16 protein-coding genes are annotated in these 21,266 nt (G+C 38.7%); 10 read left to right on the forward strand and 6 right to left on the reverse strand.

Going from position 1 to position 21,266, the window contains the following annotated elements; genetic code table 11:
* Nucleotides 1-22 precede the first annotated feature (22 nt).
* The gene (locus DX873_RS12790; protein WP_116184807.1) at nucleotides 23-2,269 is read right to left on the reverse strand and encodes a heparinase II/III family protein; all 2,247 of its coding nucleotides are present in this window, start codon (nucleotides 2,267-2,269) and stop codon (nucleotides 23-25) included.
* Between the two features lie 369 nt (nucleotides 2,270-2,638).
* Here DX873_RS12790 and DX873_RS12795 point away from each other — a divergent pair, with 369 nt between their 5' ends.
* From DX873_RS12795 to DX873_RS12815, 5 genes are all read left to right on the forward strand, one after another.
* A complete protein-coding gene (locus DX873_RS12795; protein WP_181899500.1) occupies nucleotides 2,639-3,346 on the forward strand; it encodes a sugar phosphate isomerase/epimerase family protein in 708 nt (235 codons plus the stop codon).
* Nucleotides 3,347-3,358: 12 nt separating this feature from the next.
* Complete coding sequence (locus tag DX873_RS12800; RefSeq protein ID WP_116184911.1) at nucleotides 3,359-4,348, forward strand: sugar phosphate isomerase/epimerase family protein; 990 nt, start codon at nucleotides 3,359-3,361, stop codon at nucleotides 4,346-4,348.
* A gap of 23 nt (nucleotides 4,349-4,371) precedes the next feature.
* The gene (locus DX873_RS12805; protein WP_116184809.1) at nucleotides 4,372-5,091 is read left to right on the forward strand and encodes a ribonuclease activity regulator RraA; all 720 of its coding nucleotides are present in this window, start codon (nucleotides 4,372-4,374) and stop codon (nucleotides 5,089-5,091) included.
* Between the two features lie 316 nt (nucleotides 5,092-5,407).
* Nucleotides 5,408-7,000, forward strand: coding sequence for a carboxypeptidase-like regulatory domain-containing protein (locus DX873_RS12810; protein WP_116184810.1), 1,593 nt, complete (start codon nucleotides 5,408-5,410; stop codon nucleotides 6,998-7,000).
* 113 nt (nucleotides 7,001-7,113) lie between these two features.
* Nucleotides 7,114-9,357 (forward strand): hypothetical protein, encoded by a 2,244-nt coding sequence (locus DX873_RS12815; protein WP_147296658.1) that lies wholly within the window; start codon nucleotides 7,114-7,116, stop codon nucleotides 9,355-9,357.
* A 50-nt stretch (nucleotides 9,358-9,407) separates the two neighbouring features.
* On the opposite strand, the gene DX873_RS12820 is transcribed toward DX873_RS12815, so the two are convergent.
* Together DX873_RS12820 and DX873_RS12825 are read right to left on the reverse strand one after the other, a co-directional pair.
* The gene (locus DX873_RS12820; protein ID WP_116184812.1) at nucleotides 9,408-10,154 is read right to left on the reverse strand and encodes a LytR/AlgR family response regulator transcription factor; all 747 of its coding nucleotides are present in this window, start codon (nucleotides 10,152-10,154) and stop codon (nucleotides 9,408-9,410) included.
* Nucleotides 10,155-10,158: 4 nt separating this feature from the next.
* Nucleotides 10,159-11,955, reverse strand: coding sequence for a tetratricopeptide repeat protein (locus DX873_RS12825; RefSeq protein WP_116184813.1), 1,797 nt, complete (start codon nucleotides 11,953-11,955; stop codon nucleotides 10,159-10,161).
* Between the two features lie 321 nt (nucleotides 11,956-12,276).
* Between DX873_RS12825 and DX873_RS12830 the strand changes: the two genes are divergently transcribed.
* The 4 genes from DX873_RS12830 to DX873_RS12845 are packed head-to-tail and all read left to right on the forward strand — an operon-like array spanning nucleotide 12,277 to nucleotide 16,770.
* Entirely contained in the window at nucleotides 12,277-13,284 is a 1,008-nt protein-coding gene (locus DX873_RS12830) for a hypothetical protein (protein WP_147296659.1), read from the forward strand.
* On the forward strand, nucleotides 13,281-14,318 hold the full coding sequence (locus DX873_RS12835; RefSeq protein ID WP_116184815.1) for a hypothetical protein: 1,038 nt from the start codon (nucleotides 13,281-13,283) through the stop codon (nucleotides 14,316-14,318). Before DX873_RS12830 ends, DX873_RS12835 begins: the two co-directional genes overlap by 4 nt.
* Before the next feature lie 15 nt (nucleotides 14,319-14,333).
* On the forward strand, nucleotides 14,334-15,521 hold the full coding sequence (locus tag DX873_RS12840) for a hypothetical protein (RefSeq protein ID WP_147296660.1): 1,188 nt from the start codon (nucleotides 14,334-14,336) through the stop codon (nucleotides 15,519-15,521).
* A 4-nt stretch (nucleotides 15,522-15,525) separates the two neighbouring features.
* Nucleotides 15,526-16,770, forward strand: coding sequence for a hypothetical protein (locus DX873_RS12845; protein WP_147296661.1), 1,245 nt, complete (start codon nucleotides 15,526-15,528; stop codon nucleotides 16,768-16,770).
* Between the two features lie 48 nt (nucleotides 16,771-16,818).
* Here DX873_RS12845 and DX873_RS12850 read toward each other — a convergent pair whose 3' ends face one another.
* A complete protein-coding gene (locus DX873_RS12850; RefSeq protein ID WP_116184818.1) occupies nucleotides 16,819-17,925 on the reverse strand; it encodes a serine hydrolase domain-containing protein in 1,107 nt (368 codons plus the stop codon).
* A gap of 483 nt (nucleotides 17,926-18,408) precedes the next feature.
* On the opposite strand from DX873_RS12850, the gene DX873_RS12855 reads away from it, so the two are divergent.
* Complete coding sequence (locus DX873_RS12855) at nucleotides 18,409-19,554, forward strand: tyrosine-type recombinase/integrase (protein ID WP_147296662.1); 1,146 nt, start codon at nucleotides 18,409-18,411, stop codon at nucleotides 19,552-19,554.
* Between the two features lie 32 nt (nucleotides 19,555-19,586).
* On the opposite strand, the gene DX873_RS12860 is transcribed toward DX873_RS12855, so the two are convergent.
* Both DX873_RS12860 and DX873_RS12865 read right to left on the reverse strand, forming a co-directional pair.
* Nucleotides 19,587-20,345: a hypothetical protein gene (locus DX873_RS12860; RefSeq protein WP_116184820.1), complete on the reverse strand. Its 759-nt coding sequence runs from the start codon at nucleotides 20,343-20,345 to the stop codon at nucleotides 19,587-19,589.
* Between the two features lie 12 nt (nucleotides 20,346-20,357).
* Nucleotides 20,358-20,822, reverse strand: a complete 465-nt coding sequence (locus DX873_RS12865; RefSeq protein ID WP_116184821.1) for a hypothetical protein — start codon at nucleotides 20,820-20,822, stop codon at nucleotides 20,358-20,360.
* Nucleotides 20,823-21,266: the final 444 nt, after the last annotated feature.

The raw sequence follows: 21,266 nt of genomic DNA on the forward strand, positions 1-21,266 counted from the left end.
TGGCCGTTTCAATATTAAAAAATCAATCGAGCTTTATTGTTACCATTTCACCAGGCATGATCGGTGCCATTTCTTTTTTCTTTGAGTTCCTATAAGATATCTCAGCAGTCATCTGGTTTGCAACCAGCGACTTGATTTTCAATTGATTTTCTTTTTGTTCTAAATAAACGTCCGCTCTTTCGGAAAACTTTATTTGGATATTTCCTTTTGATATGGAATCCACCGAAAAGAAAAAATGTTTTGGACCATTGGTGATTGAAACAGAATCAGGTCCCACAGTCGACCAAGGGGAAACATTGAGTACCCAATCACCAAAATAGGTTTTCCCCTCTGATTGACCAATGACGTTTAGATAACTATCAAAAGGTAAAATAATGGTGACAAATTCAAATTCGTCAACATTGTTTTTGGTCATTATTGTCCATTCCTTCCCTCTTTTACCCTGGGTATCAATACTATCAACACTATTGAGCTGAAATATGGAACACCCCGAACCATTTTCAAAAGATGATAAAATATGATTTGGTGCCTGCTCCATGGTATAGTGACCTTGCCAAACCTGCCTGAAATCACGTTTTTCCTCCGATTTGAAATTATCCTTGATAATCCAGAAGTTTTTCTTTAAGAAAATTACCTGTCTTGAATATTGGGTGTCGATATCTTCAAACCCGTTGTGTGTGCCAACAAAAAGATCCATTTCTTCGGTTGAATTCCAAACCAAAACTTTGGGATGCGGCAATCTGCCAAATTTTCCAAAACCGGTTCTACCCTTGTTCGGAGTCCAAATTTTGCCCTGCAGTTCATCATCTACCAAGGCCACATTTTTTACCATGGAATTTTTAAAGAGCTGAAAATCGTCCAAAGAGTACCTAACCAAATAATTGGGTAAGATAACTTTGCCATTGGCCCATGCTTGAACTCCAAGCATGTCCCCATGCTGGTGATCCGGTTTCTTATCATCCAAACCAGCAGTAACTATCATTACATTGGAATCTTGTTCCCATCCATCCCTCATGATAAAATAACCGGTATCATGAAAGGCAACAGAACCAATATCAGGCTTTTGAGTTTTTATCTCCTTCAATTCTTCCAACTTCTCCTTATTTACAAACCAGTAAAGCTCATGGTTCAGCCTATCATCTGCAAAATACCCCATAACGGGATCTTTGAACAGCAAATAGCCCAATGCCATAAAATCTGATATAATGTTTCGCTCTGCCCATGGACGATCTGTATCATCTTGTAATGCAGGAGCAGTGCCATCGGGGTATGCCACTTTGGTCAATGTTGTAAAAAGTGCATTCATCTTGTTGGTCCATATCTCGCTAACCTCTTGTTTGTTCAACATTGCCAACTGATACACATAGAAATAATTTTCAATATCACTCAAGTGGTAATGAAGAGAGCGCTCAAATTGAAATCCATCATCATTTATCTCTGCTTTCAAATGTTCTTCCAAGATTTTCATGGAATGGTGGTACCATTTTTCTGTATCTTCGAAATCCCTGAATAGTATGCTAACCATAGCCAGTGCGGACATTCCCCTTGTTTGATGGTTTCCTGGAACAAACTCTGGATTGGATTCATACAACTCCGCAGCGGTTTGTAGCAAAGTTGCAATAGTGTTCAATTGCTCCTCATCGCTATACGCGGTCTCTCCCAAAAACATATTGTGAATCTGCAGCCAGTTGAGTATTCTATACCCCGACCTTAGACCCTCGTAAACACCATTCCCGGTAGATGATGTTTCAAATTCATTTGCGGTTAATGCAGCGTTCAAAGATGATTTTTGCTTTAAAAAGTATTCAATAAATTTTGGGTCTTTCTCTTGGTAGAAATAGCTAAAAGCAATGTCCAGCATTTTGTGTTGCCTAGCCAAATGCCTAAAGGAGTAGGTATCCAAAGGCTTACCAGTTTTGTCATTAAATGGAAGCTGCCATTTGGTTTGGGCCTCAAATCGTTCCATATGCTCCGAAGCCCTCCTTAGATGACTTGCCTTTCTATCTTTATACAAATCTTTATAAAGTTTAAAGCGTACCTCAAAATTTTTCCAATCATAAAAATATCTTTCGGAAAAAACTTGTCTAAAATATTTTGCCAAATGGGATGCGGTAGGTGTCTCAGAGCCTAGTAAATCTATTCTCTGTTCTTTTTTTAGGTATTTGTGTAAATCTGAATTCGAAATAATCTCAGTCGAAGAAATCTCTTGGCCCATAAGGCCCATTGTGGTTAAAAGAAACAGAATCGTTAAAATTCTTTTAGCTTTCATAGCATCCGGTAGGTTTTCTGCGACCAAATTGTTGTGGGCTGGCGATGGTCATTATTAATAGCTATTTCGGTTTTGAATGATTGTTCAAAAAAGCCCTTCAATTGGTCAACCAAATTGGTTAACCAAATATATGTATATTTGTTACACTATCAAATTTTTAACATAAAACAATTGAAACTGCTAAAAAATACAGCACTTAGGTCCTTTATACATTTCCAATGTGTAAAATGGGGGGTATTTTATTGTTTCGCTTTTTCAATTTCAAGTATTTCAGGGCAAACCCTGAACAAAATAGGCATCGATAATACCTATCCGTGGTGTATTGTAGCTTACGATTCTCTAAAGCGCTCACCGGAAGAGCGCATTGACATGATAAAGAATCTAGGGTTTGAAAAGTATGCCTACGATTGGCGCAATGAACATTTAGATGACACTTTTACTGAACTGGAGCTAGCAGCTAGGAACAATATTGAGATTATTGGGGTCTGGCTTTGGCTCAACGCAAAAAGAGATAGTCTTCAACATTTAAGCGCTGATAACGAGCACTTACTGCAAATAATAAAGCAATTGGATCTTAAAACAACTTTTTGGGTCGGTTTTAACGGAAATTTCTTTGAAGGGTTAGATCAAGAACAATCTGTAAAAAAGGCAACGGATTTAGTGGGTTTCATTGCCGAGAAAGTAACGGCCATGGATTGCAAAATAGCGCTGTACAACCACAGTGGTTGGTTTGGGAATCCTCTGAATCAGCTAGAAGTTATTCAAAAGCTTCCAGAATTTAATATTGGCATCATCTATAACTTTCATCACGCCCATGGGGCTATTAATGATTTTAATAACGTTGCAAATTCCATTGTTCCTTATTTAAAAGCAGTGAATCTAAACGGGATGGAGGTCGATGGAAAAAAAATCCTGCCAATAGGACACGGAAAACATGAAAAAGAAATGATTCGTACACTTCAAAAGTCGGGGTTCAAAGGCCCTTGGGGAATTTTGGGGCATGTGGCATCACGTGATGCAAAAGAGGTGCTTGAAGAAAATCTTAACGGACTCAAAGTATTACTGGCTCCTGAATAAGCTAATATGGGAATGATAAAAAAAACTGAACAGCATAAAAATCCTGGGGTGCACAGAAGAGAGTTTCTCAAAAAATCTACCCTAGCAGGTTCGGCTTTGATAATTGCACCACTCACAATTGCAAATGAAGGTATTTACTCAACTCAACCAACAAAGTATGAGCTTGATGTGTTTATATTTTCAAAACATCTGCAGTTTCTTAACTATCAAGATATGTGTGAGGCAGCAGCCGAAATGGGATTTGATGGTTTGGACCTTACGGTGAGGCCAAAAGGTCACGTGCTCCCTGAAAGAGTATCCGAAGATCTTCCAAGAGCAGTTGAAGCTATGCGCGCAATGAGTTTTTCACCAACTTTGATGACCACAAATATTACTAATGCTGATAAAACAGTAAATATCGAAGTTCTGAAAGCTGCCAGCACCAATGGGTTTACTCATTATAGAACCGGTTGGTTGGACTATCCAGAAAACAGAAGTATTCCCGAAAGCATAGAAGTCTATGCTGAGCAATTCAGAAAATTGGAATCGGTCAACAAAGAATTGAGTCTGATTGGATGCTATCAAAACCATTCTGGGAACCACGTAGGGGCACCTATTTGGGATTTGCCGCACCTTTTATCCAAAACAAACAACACCCATTTAGGATGCCAATATGATATTAGACATGCTGTGGTTGAAGGAGGGAGAAGCTGGGAGCTCGGGTTAAGAAACATTGCTTCCCATATCAAGACGATAGCCATTAAGGATTTTAAATGGGGAATTGTAAATGGAAAAAGGAAGCCTATAAACACTCCTTTAGGGAAAGGGATGGTCGATTTTAAAAGATATTTTTCCTTACTTAGAAAATATGGCGTGCAAGTACCTGTTTCCTTACATTTTGAATATGGATTGGGCGGTGCGGAGCATGGAAATTCAGAAATTACAATAGAGCCAAAAAAAGTTTTTGAGCAAATGAAAAATGACCTCAGTTTCCTTAGAAATACTTGGAAAGAGGTCCAATAAACCTACCGAAAGAACTAGTTTTTATGGGAAATATAGATGCCTCCACAATAGAGAAATTAAAAAAGGTAAGTACCGCCACTGTTGCTACATGCCTTTTTAAAAAGGGTCTAAAAAATCAATTCATCCAAAATGTTGGGCCATTACGCTCCATGAAGGAAACCATGGTTGGGACTGCCTTTACATTGCGTTACATTCCCGCGCGAGAGGATTTAAATCCCATTGAAGTATTCAGAGATCCCAAACATTTGCAACGGGTAGCAGTTGAGCAATGTCCTGTAGGAGGTGTATTGGTCATCGACAGTAGAAAAGATTCACGTGCGGCTTCTGCAGGCTCCATTCTGGTTACCCGACTCTTAAAGAGAGGTGTGGCCGGAATAGTCACGGATGGAGGTTTTAGAGATTCCGCGGAAATAGCAGAACTGGATATTCCTTCGTTCCACAATAGACCTTCTGCTCCCACCAACTTGACCCTGCATCAGGCTATAGCAATCAACGAACCTATTGGTTGTGGTGATGTTGCGGTGTTTCCGGGTGATATAATAGTGGGAGATAATGATGGGGTTATGGTAATACCTTCAGGCATAGCCAATGGAGTGGCCGAGGAATGCCTTGAAATGACTCTCTATGAAGAATATGTAATAGAAAATGTTGAGGAGGGTAAATCAATAATTGGTTTGTATCCTCTAACGGAAAAATCTCATGAGGTTGGTTTTGAAAAATGGAAAAAGAAGATAAAAGACTAACTAGAATCTATATTCTGACCAAAACCACCATAAAAAGGTCTGTAAACAATTAACCCCAATAATTTTAAATGTCAAGTTTTTGATGAGGTTGAATCTTTCCTTTAAGCTGCAGTTTTAAGTTTTTGTCAAAAGATCTTTTCAGAAGTGCCTTGACCTTCAGATTTCCGCAACATTTTACATTCCAAATTGGCCTTTAGCAGAATTTGTGGGTATTCAGCATTATCTTGCATACTGTCATCGTGTTATGAATCATAATTGTAATGGGGTTAATGGCTTTGACTTGGGTAAGTTTACATTTGATTGAAGGTAAATATATATGAAGTTGTTTAAGAACTTGTCAATTACGTTTCTGATACTCTTTTCTTGGTTAATTCATTCCCAAGAAGACGAGTATTTTGTGGGAAAACTGGTTGATTCATCAAACAATTTACCTGTTGTATATGCCACAATACAATTAAAGGGACAATCAATTGGAATAATCTCAAATTTGGACGGAAGCTTTAAGATTCCTAAACATTATGTGGATATTGGAAATGAGGTTCTAATTTCCTGCATTGGTTATGAGGCACTTGAAGTAAAACTTTCAAACGTAGCATCAAGTCAGCCTAGTGTTATTAAAATGAACATTGAAGCCATAGAATTGGATAGCGTGACCCTTTATGCGGAAAAAAGAAAAAAACTAACCCCACGTAAAATTGTAAAAGAGGCAATTAAGGCTATCCCGGAAAACTATGCTCTAAATTTCTTTTCCCTATTAGGATATTATCGTGAATATCAATTGGAAAGAGGGAAGTATGTGAACTTAAGTGAGGCATCTGTGGAAGTTTTTGATAAAGGTTTCAGTGAAATAGACCGACTTACAACAAAAGTTAGAATTTATGACCGTAGGGAAACCAATGATTTCGAAATAGATACTTTGGCCCGCTTGCCTTATGATTATGAAACAAGAAAAAAGACGATCACTAATGCCTTTCTTAGCGATTATGGAGGAAACGAATTCGTAATCTTACGAATACATGACCCGATTAGGAATTACAATATAGATTCTTTTGATTTTGTAAATGAGCTGCAATCTGATTTTCTAAAAAACCACTCTTTTTCAGCTTTGGGAAATCTGTCGTTGGGTGCTGATCTGTTATCGGTAATAACCTTTAAGAGAAACCACCCGGACTACGTGGTAAAGGGTAAGCTATTCATTTCAAAGTACGATTTTTCCATTCACAAGATTGAATATGCTATTTATAATAAAGAGGTTACAAGGAAAAAACAGGAAAACGATGGGTTATGGGAGAACAGCAGACTAATTTTTGAAACAATTACCGAATATCAAAAAGTAGGAGGTAAGATGTACCTCAATTATTCAAGTTTTCAAAATTCCTTTAAATTGAAATCTCCTTCAGCCTTTCGCATAGAAGAAATTTCGTTGCTCCCGGGGAAGAAATGTATAGCCATAAAATTTAATTCAAAACCTGATGCAAAAAGCGCTACAAAGCGGAATCTTTATTCCATAAAATTCAAGAACAAAAAGGTGAGGGTCAATTCTATTGAAATTGATGATAAAACAGTTTTGCTTTACCCAGAATTGAATGAAGTAGATATGAAGGCAGCGGTGAATTCCTTAAAGAGTGATGTTTGGAATAACAATGATGAAACTAAAATTATTGATGTCAAAGTTGATAATATAACGAGCGAAAATGGAGATGTCCTGGGCGAGGATTTTATCAAAACGTATTATCAATTTAGAGAATTCTTTGTACATAAAGTGAATGAAAAAGCTTCATATCCTACCGAAGGACCATTTATGGACATGGAAAAACCATTTTTTGGTGAGCAGCAGATTGCGCCAACAAAAAGGGAACTTGAAATTTGGATGAACACGCCTTTAAAAACATTGAATACATCGGAATGAGTTATGTTAGAAATATGTTGAAAAAGTACTCTGAGAGTTCAATTTTGTTTTTTTCAACTCTGTTCATTTTAACTTCACCAGACCTTCTCGGTCAAAGAGCAAGTTCATTGTTGATGAATGAGGTTAAAACCTTTTTTAGCCCACTTAGGGAAAACGTGTTTCTCCATTTGAACAAAACAACTTTTATTAAAGGTGAGAACATTTGGTTTGCAGCTTATGTTTACGATCAGAATGAAGAGCTTCCTTCTGTGTCAACATCAAATCTTCACGTTGCACTTTATAATTCTAAAGGGCAGGAGGTTAAGAAAGAAATAATTTATGTTGAGCATGGTATTGGGCATGGTCAATTTCTGATTGATGAGAATTTTACGGATTCTTCTTATTACATAAAAGCTTGGACCAATTGGATGAACAACTTTGAAGAAGTAAAAGCATATTGGCAAAGGATAGAGATTCTCAATTCGGGTTCAAGATTAAATGCCATGAACACTGAACCCACCATTGACTATACGCCTTTGGTCGATGTTTTTCCGGAAGGGGGTAAAATTATTTCCTCAGCCAACAATGTCATTGGATTTCAAATTAAAAACGCCTTTTCAAAAACTAACCCAGTAGAATCCATTGCCTTGTTGGATGATCAAGGTGGCGTCAAAGACAATGGTATTTCGTTTGACGCATATGGTTATGGGAAATTCAATATGTATATAGAGCACTCCAAAGAGTATCAGCTGAGGGTCACTTTTAAGAATGGAAATGAGATTTTTAAAACACTGCCTCAGGCAACCGAAGAAGGTATAAACGTCAATGTAGCTTCAATAAGTTCTTCCTACATAAACCTTGCGGTCAATACCAATCCAGCTACTTTGGAAAAAGAACGGGGAAATGTGCAATTTTTACTTTTCAAAAAGAACACTAGGTCTTTTGTAAAAGAATTGATATTGGATTCTACAAGTACAATTATAAAAATTCCCAAAAAGTCTCTTTATGGTGGTTTAAATTCGATTACCTTGTTCAATTCTGACCTTATTCCTCAATCGGAACGGCTTGTTTTCAATGACCATGGACTGGTTGGTGGGGGGAAAGAGCTGAAAGTTGGCTATGAATATAATGGCACTAAGGATTCAGTAGTGCTAAGTGTCGCTCTTAACAATAAAGCGGACAGTTTAGCACATCTGAGTGTTTCTGTTCTTCCGGCAAGGTCCATAGCTTACCGTCCAAGGCAAAATATTGTTTCTTCCATGCTGGTAGAACCTTATATAAAGAATGCATTCAGAGGTGTGGGAAGAAATCTGGAACTCAACAATAGACAATCATTGTTGAACACCGAACTTCAATTGCTATTGAATGGAGGAGGGAGTTATCCGTGGAAGCTTATTGAAACCGGAGAATGGGAAGAAACGTTCAACATTGAGAACGGTATTGGCCTATCTGGAAAGATTTTGGATGCGGATTTGGGCAATGAAGAACAAATTTGGTTCTACACTAAAGAAATGGGCAATGCTTTCTATACACTGTTGGAAGAGGATAAATCCTTCTCTGTTAACCAGATTCTATATGAGGGAGATTCATTGTTCATCTCAGTATTCGATAAAAAAGGAAAACTAAGAAAGCCAAAAGTTGAGGTTAACTTAGATATGGGCAATACTGAAAATGCAGTACAAATTCCTAAGCAAGAATTTGTTTCTGAGTTTTATCCAGAACTCGACCCCACTGAAACTGGGATGTCTTTATTAGAGCCAGAAACGATCAACTTGGATGAAGTTGTTCTGGAGGGACGTCGAAATAGAATCGGAGGATCATATCTTGGTTATGCAAATCATCAGGTTACCAAGGAAGATGCCAATAGGTATGGCTCTCTTACAATTTATTTGCGGCGACTTGGATTTAGGGTGTCCGTTGAAAATTCTAGATTGGTGGTTGCTTCAAATCGATTTCCACATCCGGTGTTGCCCATATTTGTTGATGGAATGTACAGTAATGGAACAGAATTGATAGACTGGCCTCTTAGCTTGGTATCAAGAATTTCATACGATTCAAACTCACCTAAAGCAATCTCCATAACCTTGAACCGACAAAGTCGAGCTAAAGAAAAGAAGTATGAAGTGCTGCCCATAGCACATGGCTATGCCTTTTCAACTCCTTATGAAGCACCTAATTATCTAAGTATTAAAGATGAGGTATTCCAATTATTAGGAGCTATCCACTGGGAACCTAATTTAACACTAAGAGCCGATTTAGAATCTCATATCAGTTTTCATTCATTTGAACAAGAACAATTTATAATTCATTTTGAAGGAATAGATTCAAATGGGAAATTGATCTCGCAAAAAGAGTTCATTTCACTAAGACAGAATTGATGGGCCCTTAGATAGATAAAAAGGAATGTGGTCTTCAATGTTTGGATTAATTAAAAAGCCAACCTCTTGAGCAGTTCTTCCTTTCGTCGCACGGCAACCTCAATTTTGGAACCATCCAACAAGGTCACGTAACCTCCCTTTCCTTTAATATAGTTGTCCACAAAGGACAGATTTATCAAATGGGATTTGTGGATTCTAAAAAAGTTGTGACTGCCAAGGATTTCCTCAAAATATTTTAATGTTTTGGCGGCGGTAACCTTCTTGTTGGTAACCGTATGTACATGGGTGTAATTAGCATCTGATTGAAATCGAACGATATTATTGATTTCAATCATGGTAAATCCTTCAACTGTTGGTATTGCCATTCTTTTGGGTTGAACAATTCCGTCCTTGAAGTTGTGGAAAAGGACATCTATTTTCTGCGAGGTCTCTTTAAGACTCCGGTTATGAACAATCTTTTGGACGGCATTTTCCAAATCTTCAGAGGCAATAGGTTTTAGGAGATAGTCCAAAGCAGAAAACTTAAATGCCTTTAGGGCGTAGGTGTCATATGAAGTGGTGAAAACTACCTCAAAATCCATTTTGGGCAGAAGGGAAAGCAAGTCAAACCCGGTAGCGTTGTTCAAGTGTACGTCCAAAAAAACAACATCGGGTTGGGTAACCTTAATTTGTTGTTCGGCCTCTTCAATTGTTTTGCAGTTGGAAATTATTTTGATACTGTCCTTGTGCCTCTGCAAGAGTTCGGTCAGTCTATCGATGCAATGTTGTTCGTCATCAACGATTATAGCGTTCAGCATGCTTCTAAAATTGAAGTTCTAATGGTAATTTTAGCTCTACCCGAAGCCCTTCGGGCTTATCAATCATTTTGATGGAGCTCATTGTATTTTTTGCTTGGTTGATGATGTCCAATCGGTTGCCGGTAATCTTAACTCCCAACGAACTTTTCTGGTTGTTTGCAGGCATATTTTTGGAACGACCTGCCCCATTATCTTCCACAATACACAGAATCATTTCGCCTTCTTTCTTGATTTCTATATTGATTTGACCACCGTTTTCTTTTTTAGCTATCCCGTGCCATATGCTGTTCTCAATGAACGGTTGAAGAATTAAGGGAGGGACCAAGGTGTTATCCATTTCAATGTCTTTGTCTACCTTAATGTCATATTTGAACTCGTCCCTTAGTCGTAGGCTTTCCAATTGTATGTAGAGCTTTATTAATTCCAAATCTTCCTCAAGAGTGATCCACTTCTTTTCTGAATTCTCAAGAATGGAACGTGTAAGCTTGGCAAACTTGACCAAATACTCATTGGCCTGCTCTGTATCATTCTTTGAAATGAAATCACTGATTGAATTTAGAGAGTTAAAAATGAAATGGGGATTCATCTGTGAGCGAAGTGCCTTCAATTCGGTTTCGGCCACCTTGGCTTTGAATTCGGCCACCTTCTTTTTTTCTAAGGCATCACGCCGGCGTTTATATAGAAAATAGCCTATAACTGAAATCAGGCCCAGCAGAATTGCTCCAATCAGATACCCGTTTTTGACCAGCTGCTGTCTTTTTATTTCCTCGTTGGCCTCTGCTTCTTGTCTTTCCATCTGAAATTCCATTTCCTTTCGGGTCAATTCAGATTTCTTTTCCTCGTTCAGCACACTATCTCTGAGCTGAATATGTTCCTTGTAGGCATCCAGTGCCTCCGCTGTTCTTCCTTCCTGTTCATAAACCGTACTGAGTACTTTCCAGGAATCTGCCTGCCATTCCACTGCTTCGATCTCTTTAGAGAGGAGAAGGGCCTTCTCCCCATTTTCCCGGGCCAAATCGTACTTTTCCAACAAAACATTAACTTTACCGATACTGTTCAATGCCGAAGCTTCAATATATTTATTGCCTATTTTTTGAGCAAGAATCGCTGCATCTTGATAGTGCTCCAAGGCTCTTGGGTACTGCTCTAGATTTTTGTATGCCAAACCCAAGTTGTTGGTGATAGCGGCCACAAAGAGGTCATTTTTTTCCTGCTGGGCCAATGCCAAGGCTTTTTCCAGATAAGATATGCCTTCCTTAAAATTGCCAATATCGTTATAAACAATGGCCATATTGGAAAGAGCCCTTATTTCGTTGGGAACGTTGCCCAATGATTGTGAAGCGGTCAAAAAGGCTCGATAATTCTCCAAAGCTTTATCATACTCCTTTAAATCAGCATGTATATTTCCAATATTGCTCAATAAGCTGGAAGTTAACTGCTTGTCCTGTATGGTTTGACTCAAACCCAATGCTTTTTGGTAAGCATCCAATGCATTCAGGTTGTCTGCCAGAACGTAGTGCAGATTTCCTTTTTGACGCAAACCAAGGGCCTCTCCTTTCTTCCATTGTATCTCGGAGGATATGGCAATGGCCTCTTCTACATAGGGGAAAGCCTCTGAGGGATTGGAGTAGGTCATTGTACTCACAGCTTGTATCAACAGGCCAACCCTTACGGAATCTCTCTTTACATATAAGCTCAATTCTTGCTGTAACGAATCAAGCTCGCTCTTTTGGGAAAAAGACCAAAGTGAGAAGAAAGAAAATAAAAAGAGGAAAAAGGTTTTACGGGTTAGGTCTGACATGCTTGGAGGTTGATGTAACCCAAATTTAAACGTTTTGGCCCCATTGTCAAGTATTTGCACCCAAGGATTACGGAAATCCCTCAGATAAGAACGGTTATATTGAATAACCCTACGTAGAATAAGTGGACATGGTTTAGGGCCGAGGGAATGTCTAGCTTAGATGTTCCAATTCCATGGCCGGTTTTTTAAGCAAACAAAATGTCGCTGTTTTTCCCTCTTTTTTTGATGTTTCTGTGAGGCTGGAAAACGGTCGTCAATACCGATAATGGTCTGATATTGAATATGGAGGGTTTTGTAACTTGGGAGTAAATCAAATTAAAGATGGAACCGATGAGATTCGGCATACTTGTTTTCGCAATTTTTATGTTTCAAGGACATGCACAAACTAAACTAGTGGATGACTTGATGGTTTTTGACCCACCTTCGGAAAAGTTTGTGTCCATAGTGCTCCAAACTCACAAAGGGTTGCCTCGGTTTGGGGTTCTTAATGACTATAGGCCCAAAAGTAAGAATTCCAACATGCGGACAATGCCCAGTAGGGGTCGCCAAAGTCCGGAGAATGTTGAAAAAATTGGAAGAGCAAGAACAGGACTGCGCAATTTATCCATCATGTTGGGACTAAATTATAGAGCGCCTTTTTTGACTGATCTGGACCGGGAGCGTCTAACCACACCATCTAGCAGCTTGCCCCAAGAACAACAGAATTCAGCATATCTGCAAAATTATCTTCTAAGACAGGTGGCTCCCAATATCTGTTTAGATGAAAGCTGCAAGAATGCCAACCAAGGTAAAAACGAGTTTGAACGCCTTCGAAACTATAAATCCTTTATGGATAATTGCTTTGGTTCGCTGCAGGAATGGAGCAAGGACTTTTTAAAGAATGATGAATTGGTTGGATACCATGTGTCTTTATTGCATGTTGCAAGAGGGTATGATTTTGATAAAAAGGGGTATTGGGTAAGCCACAATTTCAATATGAATGATGTTTTTGCGGCAAAGGTTGGTGGTGCCAAAAAGGTGATTTTTGAACCGGTTGCCGCTTACGAAAACCAAATGGCAAAAAACCTTGACGCAAGAAATGGGGTGCAATTTTTTCTAAAAGTAGATGAGGCTTCTGCAGAGCGTTTTATGAAAGAAGGCATAAACTGGTTGTATCTGGTCAAAAAAATCAAGCTGAAGTACTCAGGTAAGACTTTGTCCCAACCTCGTGACCCAATTGAATTTAATTATGCCCATGAAGATAGCAAGCTCCTCATTTATGAGGATGCTGCCCTCACCAAAAATTTCACAACAATCTCATTGGATAACCTCACTTTAAAAAAACCATGAAAACAAAGAACATACTTTTTGCTTCAGCATTAATTGTATTTCAGCATTGCCTTTGGGGACAGGGAGAGGAAGTGGTTTATGATTCGCCTTCCAACAGTTTTATTTCTCTATCACTTCAAACCCATAAGAACAAATTGCGATTTGGAACTCAGGATGAGTATTACATTAAGGCAGATGGCACTTATGTTAAACCTCAGGATAGCAATTATTATGATGTAGATAAAAGAATGAGCCATAATATGGCAAGCAAGTATGCGTTTGTAGAGCTACTCAAAATCAGGTATAAGGAAGATATGTTCAGTGTTATGGATAGAAGTCTGTTCACGGAGCGAAAACAAAACATGTACGACAAGGAACAAAAGTCCTACACGGCCCAACAACAGGTGCTTGCATTGGCCAATGCCTTGAGCACAAAAATGGAGCTTAAACGCTTCTTCTGTAATGAAAAGGGGGAAGATTGTGCTTCAACCTTTAAGGAGGACGGATACTATAATGAGCCTCGTAATATTAGAACATGGGGAGGTAGGGGCGCTTCAGAATTTCAACAGTTAAGGGCCTATACCACTTTTGTCAATGAACTTTTTCCAAAACTTCAGCAATGGGGCAATTCCCTTCATCCTACCAATAAGATTGATGGCTATTTTGTGGCCAAAGCACAGTTGGGAAAATATGATTTCAAGGATGGGGGCTATTGGCTGGATACCAACCAGTTTTATCAAAATGGTTTTCTATTGCGATGGAGAGGACTCCAACCCATCAACACTTCGGAGCGTAAATTGATGCATCCCAACGGCACCTCCATATTATATAAAATGTCTCCCGAAGAAGCGGAAACTTTTTCAGAAAAGTATAAACATATATTCTTGGTTTTGGATGTAATGGCATCGTTGGACGGCATGGAAAATTACCGCGCAGACCATTTAAAAACAACATATACATTGAACAGTCCGGTCATTGAGATTTATTCCGATGATGGACTTACCAACAAAGTGGGTGAAATCAATATAGAAACAATGGTGTACAAGACCAGATAAACAAAAGCCATGAAAATGAAAAGTATGAAGATCAAACTCATTTTTGCCCTATTTCTTTTGAGTTTTGCAATTCCAATCCCGGCTCAAGCCCAATTCTTTAAGAAACTAAAGAAGAACGTTGAAGAGAAGATTGTTCAGCGGGCAAGTGACAAGACGGATGAACTTTTAAATGGTAAGGAGGGCGAAACAGGAATTTCGGAAAGTGAAGAATCGAACCCGGTTCCTTCAACAAAAAAGGAGGACACTCAAAGTGGCAAAATATCCAAAGAGCCTACAAAAAAACTAGCTTCACTGGGTAACGATGATAATGTTATCACGTATAAGGCTCCTTCCAAAGAATTTATCGATGTTGTCATACAAAGCCATGATGGATTGCCGAGATATGGTAGCCTCTATTTTTACAGGGGTAAAACAGCTCCCACGAATAACATGGCCTATAAAAACCTAGTGGAACTCAAATTTCTAAAGGATGCCTATGGTGATATGGATCGATCAAAATTGACCAAATACGACCAAACCCAAACAGGTGATCAAAAAGTCAAAAACTCCTATTTTTCCCAGCAACATTTGTTGGGAGTGGCAAGTTATGTTTGTTCCGATGGTGTGTTGAAAGACAGTTTTTGTGATTCTGAGACCAAGTCAAACTGTGTTTTTTACGATCGGGCTGGCGATCGAAAACGTATTGGGTATTGGGGAGGCGCAGGCAAAAATGAATTTGCCCAAATGCGAAGCTATTTAGGCTTCCTTAAAAATTACTTTACATCCTTGAAGGATTGGAGTGGGACATTTTATAAAGACGGCACCCAAATTGCCTATTATGTTAACAGGGCTGCAGTGGCAGAAAAATATGATTTTAAGAACAAAGGCTACTGGATTTCCAATGTCATCTCAAGATTTGGAACAAGTTTTATGCTGCACCACTCTGGTTTTTTACCATATACGGAAAATGAAAAAGCCTTGGAATCCAGTGGAAAGAAATTCTTTTTATCCGTAGATCCGTCTACTGCCAAGGAATTGAATTTACAGGAAAGAGCCCCAGTGTTTACGGTTTTTAAAGTAAAAGTATATCCCAAAATAAGGAACCACACCAATGTTGCACTGGAATTTGAGCTGGAAAGTCAGACCATTGAGGTTTATCGGGATATTGCCCTAACCCAAAAAATGGGGGAGATTGATATTCAAAGCCTAAAATCAAAATACTAAGCCTATGAAACGATATACAACGTACGTTCTTGTAATGGTTTTCATGCAATTGATAGTAGGCTCTCAAAATGTGAATGCACAGTTTTTCAAAAAACTGAAACAACAGGCTCAAGAAAAAGTCCTAAAAAAGACGGATGAAATCCTGAGTGCAAATGAAGATGCAGGTAAAAATCCCCAAAATGAACCTAGTGCTGAAAATAACAAAGGTTCTCAGCCCGAAGCATCAAAAAAGAACAACACTAAAAAACAGACCAACAGCTATACTGACACTGCCATTTTGGTTTACAAATCTCCGGACCCAGCTTTCAAGGACATTGCAGTCCAAAAGTTCAAGGATTTACCACGATTTGGTTCTTGTGATTTCTACATGATGCCCGACAATCCCAAAAGACCGGAGCTTACTCCGGAGGCGGGAGAGAAAAGGCGAAAAATGGAGCTGGGTTATTCGGGGTTCCTGAAATTGGCAAGGATACATACCCTCAAAGACCATTTTAAGGTGATGGATAGAACTGCCCTGACACCACAAAACAGGAATTTAGTGGAGGAAGAGGTAAAATCCCGTTTAGCACAAAAAACATTGTTGGAGTTTGCTTTTATGATAGGAACTGAAGAACTGAAAAAAGAATATTTTCTAAATGACTGGAGTGGAACAGGGAAGAGTCCGTTTGTCCAAAAATGGGGTGGACATCAATCTGATGATTTCACTGAACATGAAAAATATGTGTCCTTCGTAGAAAAGTATTTGGATAAAATATTGAAGTGGAGCGAGGACTTTTTCAGTAATGGTACGGAGAGTTTTTATCTGGTTCAAACATTTAAATTTCAGGGGCAATATGACTTCGATAAAAATGGGTTCTGGATAACGCTTCCCACTAACAGGAGGAATACCTATGGCATGGATTATAGCAGCACAAACAATAACTACTTTTTTGAGTTTTCTCCAAAAACACCTTATGGGCAACAGGTGTTGAACAAGACAAATCAAGCTAAATACGTAAATGGTCTGGTATTGTTCAAGGTAAGTCCGGAAAAGGCGGAGGCCCTGCTCAACAATAAGACCAAAAACCTGCAAATGGTCTCAAAGGTCCAGACAGTATTTCAAGGCTTTGAAGAAGCAAATCCCACCTTGTATAGTCCTAAATACACCTATCATTTCCTGGATTCAGAGATTGAACTGTACGAGGATCTCCAGCTTACCAAAAGGATTGGAGAAATCAATTTAGAAAGATTGACCTATAAGGAGCAGTAGGTGAAGGTAGAATAGAATTTTTGATGAGCTCGCACTATGTGGTCGAGATCAATTTTTTGAATCCAAAACCATTTGAAGAAGAGTGCCAATATCACCAAATTCCACATTGTCCCTCACATAAGTGTCAACCATATGGACAAAGACCATATTCCTTTCAGGAATAATCTCCATCCATTGGCCGCCAGCTCCCCGCGCAGAGTAAGTTCCTACAGGAAGATTGCAATTGGGCAAATAGGGCCGTGCATTGGCATTTGTGGCCACCCACCACATATATCCGTAGCCGTCCCCATCATAAATTTCGGCATCCCAGAGATATTTGGTGCTTTCCTCAACCCAATCCCTTGGAATGATTTGATTACCGTCCCAATTTCCCTTATCCAACATTAATTGACCAAATTTGGACATGTCCGTAGGCGAAATTTTGAACATATAGGCCGGGTGTACAGACCTGGTTGGTACCCAGGAGATACTATCAGCTAACTGAAAATTTGCCCCGATGGGGTCCATAATATCACTTTTTAAGGCTTCATAGAAGTTTGTTTGGGTCTCCTGTTCAAAGATTGTTCTCAAAACATTAAAATCCCAATTGTTGTATATCCAAAACGTGCCAGGAAGGTATTCGTCTTGTGATGGTTTTAAATCGTGCATAAAATCCGATTCGGCTTCCGCAGTATGGTACACCCCGGAAGCTGATTGCATGCAGTGTTCAACAGTGGCAGTCTTCTCTTGCTCGGTCAATTCAGGGATGTCATCAATTCCTAGTTCGGCCATAGTTGTATTTAAATCAATTGTGCCGTCATCCACATATTTGCCAAACAGGGCACTCATGAAACTTTTTCTGGTTGAATGAGAAATGTATTTAGTGTCAACGTTACCCCATTGATACAATGGTTGGCCATCAACGAGGATGACCACAGCAGCGGTTTTAGTGTTATTATTGGCCCATTCTTCTGCTGCCTGCAGCTTTTCAAGGGAATATCCCAATATTTCATTATTAGACTCATCTTTTTGAGCATCTTCGGAGCAGGAGAAAAGAGCAAGTCCAAGAACAAAAATGCAAATTGAAATGCCACAGCGATGAAGGTTGATTGCTATTTCAGTTTTTTTGAGATTTTTCATAGAAGTAATTTCATGGATTCTATCTTTTTTGGACATAGCCCAATTGAATCGGTTTTAAAAATAACAAAAATTGACAATGATATTCTTGAAAATCAATTACTTGTATGGAGGTCTTATTTAACTAAATACCCTTGAAAAGAAAAAGCTCCGATAATCTCGGAGCTTTTAGCGGTCTGGACGGGACTCGAACCCGCGACCCCCTGCGTGACAGCCTTTAATTTTGCTTTATAAATCTAATAAGTAATTTATCCATTTTGCTCATGTTCAATGTTTTACGGTACATTTTATGATACTCTTATCGATATTTATAAGGATTTATAAAACAAAAAGTTAGGGTATTCTTAGTTAATTTCTCTTCCTATCTTCCAAGTGTTTTGATCCATAATTCACTCAAAAACACTCATTCCATTGGCTCATATATCCCTAATATTGGAAAATAAACCTAAGTCCAAAAGTAAAAGGACCGGATTATTTCCTGTAGTTCTACGAGTCTTTCATCATCGGTACAGGACTATTCGAATGGATGTGTGGACATTACCCAATGGTTGGGATCATAGCCAATTGAAACTTAAGAAGTCAGCTTTCGTAAACAAGAATCTCGACTGTGATTCCATCAACACAGAATTGGATAGAAAGTTCTTTTTGGCTAAGGAACTATTACGTGAAATTGGCCGTAGTATAGAGCTAATAACTGTTGATCGGCTTTTGGAACACATTGTAGAAAAATGGGAAAGTAGGCTGAAATCTGAAATCAAAGAAAAGGTTGAAAATGAGATATCCTTGCTAGAATGGTCGAAGGTTGTGATTCAAAGGAGTCTAAATGCCAACAGTCCGCACACCGCTGGATGGTATAAACAAGGTGTCCAAGAAATTATCAAATACAATGACGGAAAGGACCTTATGCTTTATGATTTAACGGTCACCTTTCTTAAGAATTTTGAAGCCCATCATAGAGGGAAAGGCAACAGTGTCAATACAATTGGGATCATATTAAGGGCCATCAGGTCGATATACAATAAGGCAATTAGCGAAGAACGCTATAGACCAAGTAAGAATGTATTTGATTCTTATAAAATTCCTGCAACAATAAGGACAAAAAAGAGAGCCATCTCCAAAGAGGAAATCCTTAGACTCTGTGAGTTAAAGTATGAGCCGTTTAGTCCTATTTGGAATGCCAGAAACTATGCCCTTATCATGTTTTATTGCAAAGGCATGAACTTCATTGATTTGGTAAAGGTAAAAATCGACCACATTCAAGGAGACAGGCTTTACTATGGGAGAAGTAAAACGGGCACACCCTTGTCTGTCAAAATCCATCCAAGACTTAAAACTCTCTTGTTCCCATATATGAATAGCAAGTATAATGGCGACTATCTCTTTCCTACCAATTACGATGGTTCAACCAAACACTTCCAGAAATATAAAAGTCAAAGAAGGCGCATGAATGAAAGACTAAGGCTAATTGCACATGATGCAGGAATAGAGTCAAAGTTTACCACCTACACCATTCGTCATTCCTGGGCGACCATTGCCAAGTATATGGGTATTTCCACTGCATTAATAAGTGAAAGCTTGGGTCATTCATCAATTAAGACCACTGAAATTTACCTAAAGGATTTTGAAAGTGAGGTTCTTGATCAGGTGAATGAATTAGTAACTATGTGAACCTTTTTTATCATTTTGCACCGGCTTATGCTTTATGATTGAGGTTCCGACAAATCATTGAACACCGTCTCAATTTGTTCATCTTGAAAAGTTAAAATCCCGTACTTCACATTGTTTTCAAAATAGGTCCGGTCCTTGGCGTCATGCATTGCTTTGGCAATTTCTTCAGCACTTGGGTAATTCGTCAGCCCAGATTTCGTTAATGTTGTGATAAAATAATCGATTTCGGTCAATTCCCGAGGCCAGACAATCTCTAATATTCCACTTGGGGTAATGACTCTGTTCTCTTGACCTACCTTATATTCATCAGGGTCTAAAGGTTTCCTGCGCCCATATTGGTTGCTCCAATGCTCAATGAAAGGACCAAAACCGCTTTTGTCTGAGATAGCAGTTTTGGGGTTTAACCCTATACCTATTGTCCCCCAGCTCCAATTGAAAACTGAGAAATTCAGCTCGGTTGTGTTGCATTCTGCCTTAATGAGTTCTAACCCCTCATTTATTAATTCCTCTGGAGACTTGGGATTGCCGTGAAATTCCAGAAACTTACCTCTTCCCATTGACTCGCCACCTTCAATTTCTTTTGAGAAAACCATAGTGAATGTGTCATCCCTAGATTTGGATATTCGGCCATAACGAATAGGAATCTGAACATCTATCGCTGTTTCCAATGGTTTCAAGTGTCTACTTCTCCAATTATGACGAATTTCTGACGGGTCCCAAAACAAGGAACCAATCATAAGGACACCACCACGATATTGGGAAATAGCCTCTTTTGTTTTGGAATCAGTCATTGACGGAAGTATTTACCTATAGCTTTGAGCAATACGGCAATGCTCATTGAAATTGTTCCTTATGAGGTCCTGATGTTCAGTGGAAAGGAAGTCGCCCAAGGGAACAAAATCTTTGAAGAGCTTAACAAACAAATCTATCTCAGATGCCCCATAAAGACTATAAAATTCGAGGAAATAGCTATACATCCTTTCAGGATAATATTTGACCCAATGTGAATGCCATTGCTTATTTCGTAGCATAGTGATGAACCAGCCCAAGGGCAGATATCTTTCCGAATAATGTGGGTAGGGTGAATCGCTTATGCGTCGTAAGATAAACTTGCCATTAACCTCCAGGTACTCAAATTCAATATCGTCTTTCTCCGGATTTCGATGGTTGAACTCACTAAGGTTCGATGACGCTATAGTAAGATTTTCCAAATGTATTCTAGTTTCTAAGAGCCGCGAATCATATTGAATATTAATAATTTCTGACATTTTGAACTGGATTGATTTCGAAATAAAGAAAAATTTTACCGTATCTGCAAGTAGATATATATCATTTGAAGTACTTCAATTCGTTATGAAGAAAAATTAAAAAGTACAACTAACAACTACTAGTAACCCTGGCGCATAATTTTCCGAATAGTTTTCTTAGAAACAACCAGAGGGAGTACTGATTTTGGCGTTTTCTAACAAATAAGATTTCGATTCTTCATTAAATGATCAAATCTGTTCAAAAACTGCAAATTGAAAAGTGTTCAACCTTGTCGTAACTATTTCTTGATAGTCTTCCGTTTAATTCTACAACGCTAAATTTTGGACAATATGCTTCGAGTTTGAAGACTTGTTAAACGGGAATTGATGAGAATACAAAAAAGGACCTAGAATAGCACTGCCTTGAAAGAAAAAAATTGTACAACGGTAGTGCCATAAATGGCA

Origin of the sequence: Flagellimonas nanhaiensis, from assembly GCF_003382275.1 — a bacterium.
GTDB classification, from domain to species: Bacteria; Bacteroidota; Bacteroidia; order Flavobacteriales; family Flavobacteriaceae; genus Flagellimonas; species Flagellimonas nanhaiensis.

Excerpts from the sequence above, each read along its gene's own strand:
- DX873_RS12790 (WP_116184807.1), bottom strand. The coding sequence starts at position 2,269 with ATGAAAGCTAAAAGAATTTTAACGATTCTGTTTCTTTTAACCACAATG.
- DX873_RS12795 (WP_181899500.1), top strand. The coding sequence starts at position 2,639 with ATGATAAAGAATCTAGGGTTTGAAAAGTATGCCTACGATTGGCGCAAT.
- DX873_RS12800 (WP_116184911.1), top strand. The coding sequence starts at position 3,359 with ATGATAAAAAAAACTGAACAGCATAAAAATCCTGGGGTGCACAGAAGA.
- DX873_RS12805 (WP_116184809.1), top strand. The coding sequence starts at position 4,372 with ATGGGAAATATAGATGCCTCCACAATAGAGAAATTAAAAAAGGTAAGT.
- DX873_RS12810 (WP_116184810.1), top strand. The coding sequence starts at position 5,408 with ATGAAGTTGTTTAAGAACTTGTCAATTACGTTTCTGATACTCTTTTCT.
- DX873_RS12815 (WP_147296658.1), top strand. The coding sequence starts at position 7,114 with ATGAATGAGGTTAAAACCTTTTTTAGCCCACTTAGGGAAAACGTGTTT.
- DX873_RS12820 (WP_116184812.1), bottom strand. The coding sequence starts at position 10,154 with ATGCTGAACGCTATAATCGTTGATGACGAACAACATTGCATCGATAGA.
- DX873_RS12825 (WP_116184813.1), bottom strand. The coding sequence starts at position 11,955 with ATGTCAGACCTAACCCGTAAAACCTTTTTCCTCTTTTTATTTTCTTTC.
- DX873_RS12830 (WP_147296659.1), top strand. The coding sequence starts at position 12,277 with ATGGAACCGATGAGATTCGGCATACTTGTTTTCGCAATTTTTATGTTT.
- DX873_RS12835 (WP_116184815.1), top strand. The coding sequence starts at position 13,281 with ATGAAAACAAAGAACATACTTTTTGCTTCAGCATTAATTGTATTTCAG.
- DX873_RS12840 (WP_147296660.1), top strand. The coding sequence starts at position 14,334 with ATGAAAAGTATGAAGATCAAACTCATTTTTGCCCTATTTCTTTTGAGT.
- DX873_RS12845 (WP_147296661.1), top strand. The coding sequence starts at position 15,526 with ATGAAACGATATACAACGTACGTTCTTGTAATGGTTTTCATGCAATTG.
- DX873_RS12850 (WP_116184818.1), bottom strand. The coding sequence starts at position 17,925 with ATGTCCAAAAAAGATAGAATCCATGAAATTACTTCTATGAAAAATCTC.
- DX873_RS12855 (WP_147296662.1), top strand. The coding sequence starts at position 18,409 with ATGGATGTGTGGACATTACCCAATGGTTGGGATCATAGCCAATTGAAA.
- DX873_RS12860 (WP_116184820.1), bottom strand. The coding sequence starts at position 20,345 with ATGACTGATTCCAAAACAAAAGAGGCTATTTCCCAATATCGTGGTGGT.
- DX873_RS12865 (WP_116184821.1), bottom strand. The coding sequence starts at position 20,822 with ATGTCAGAAATTATTAATATTCAATATGATTCGCGGCTCTTAGAAACT.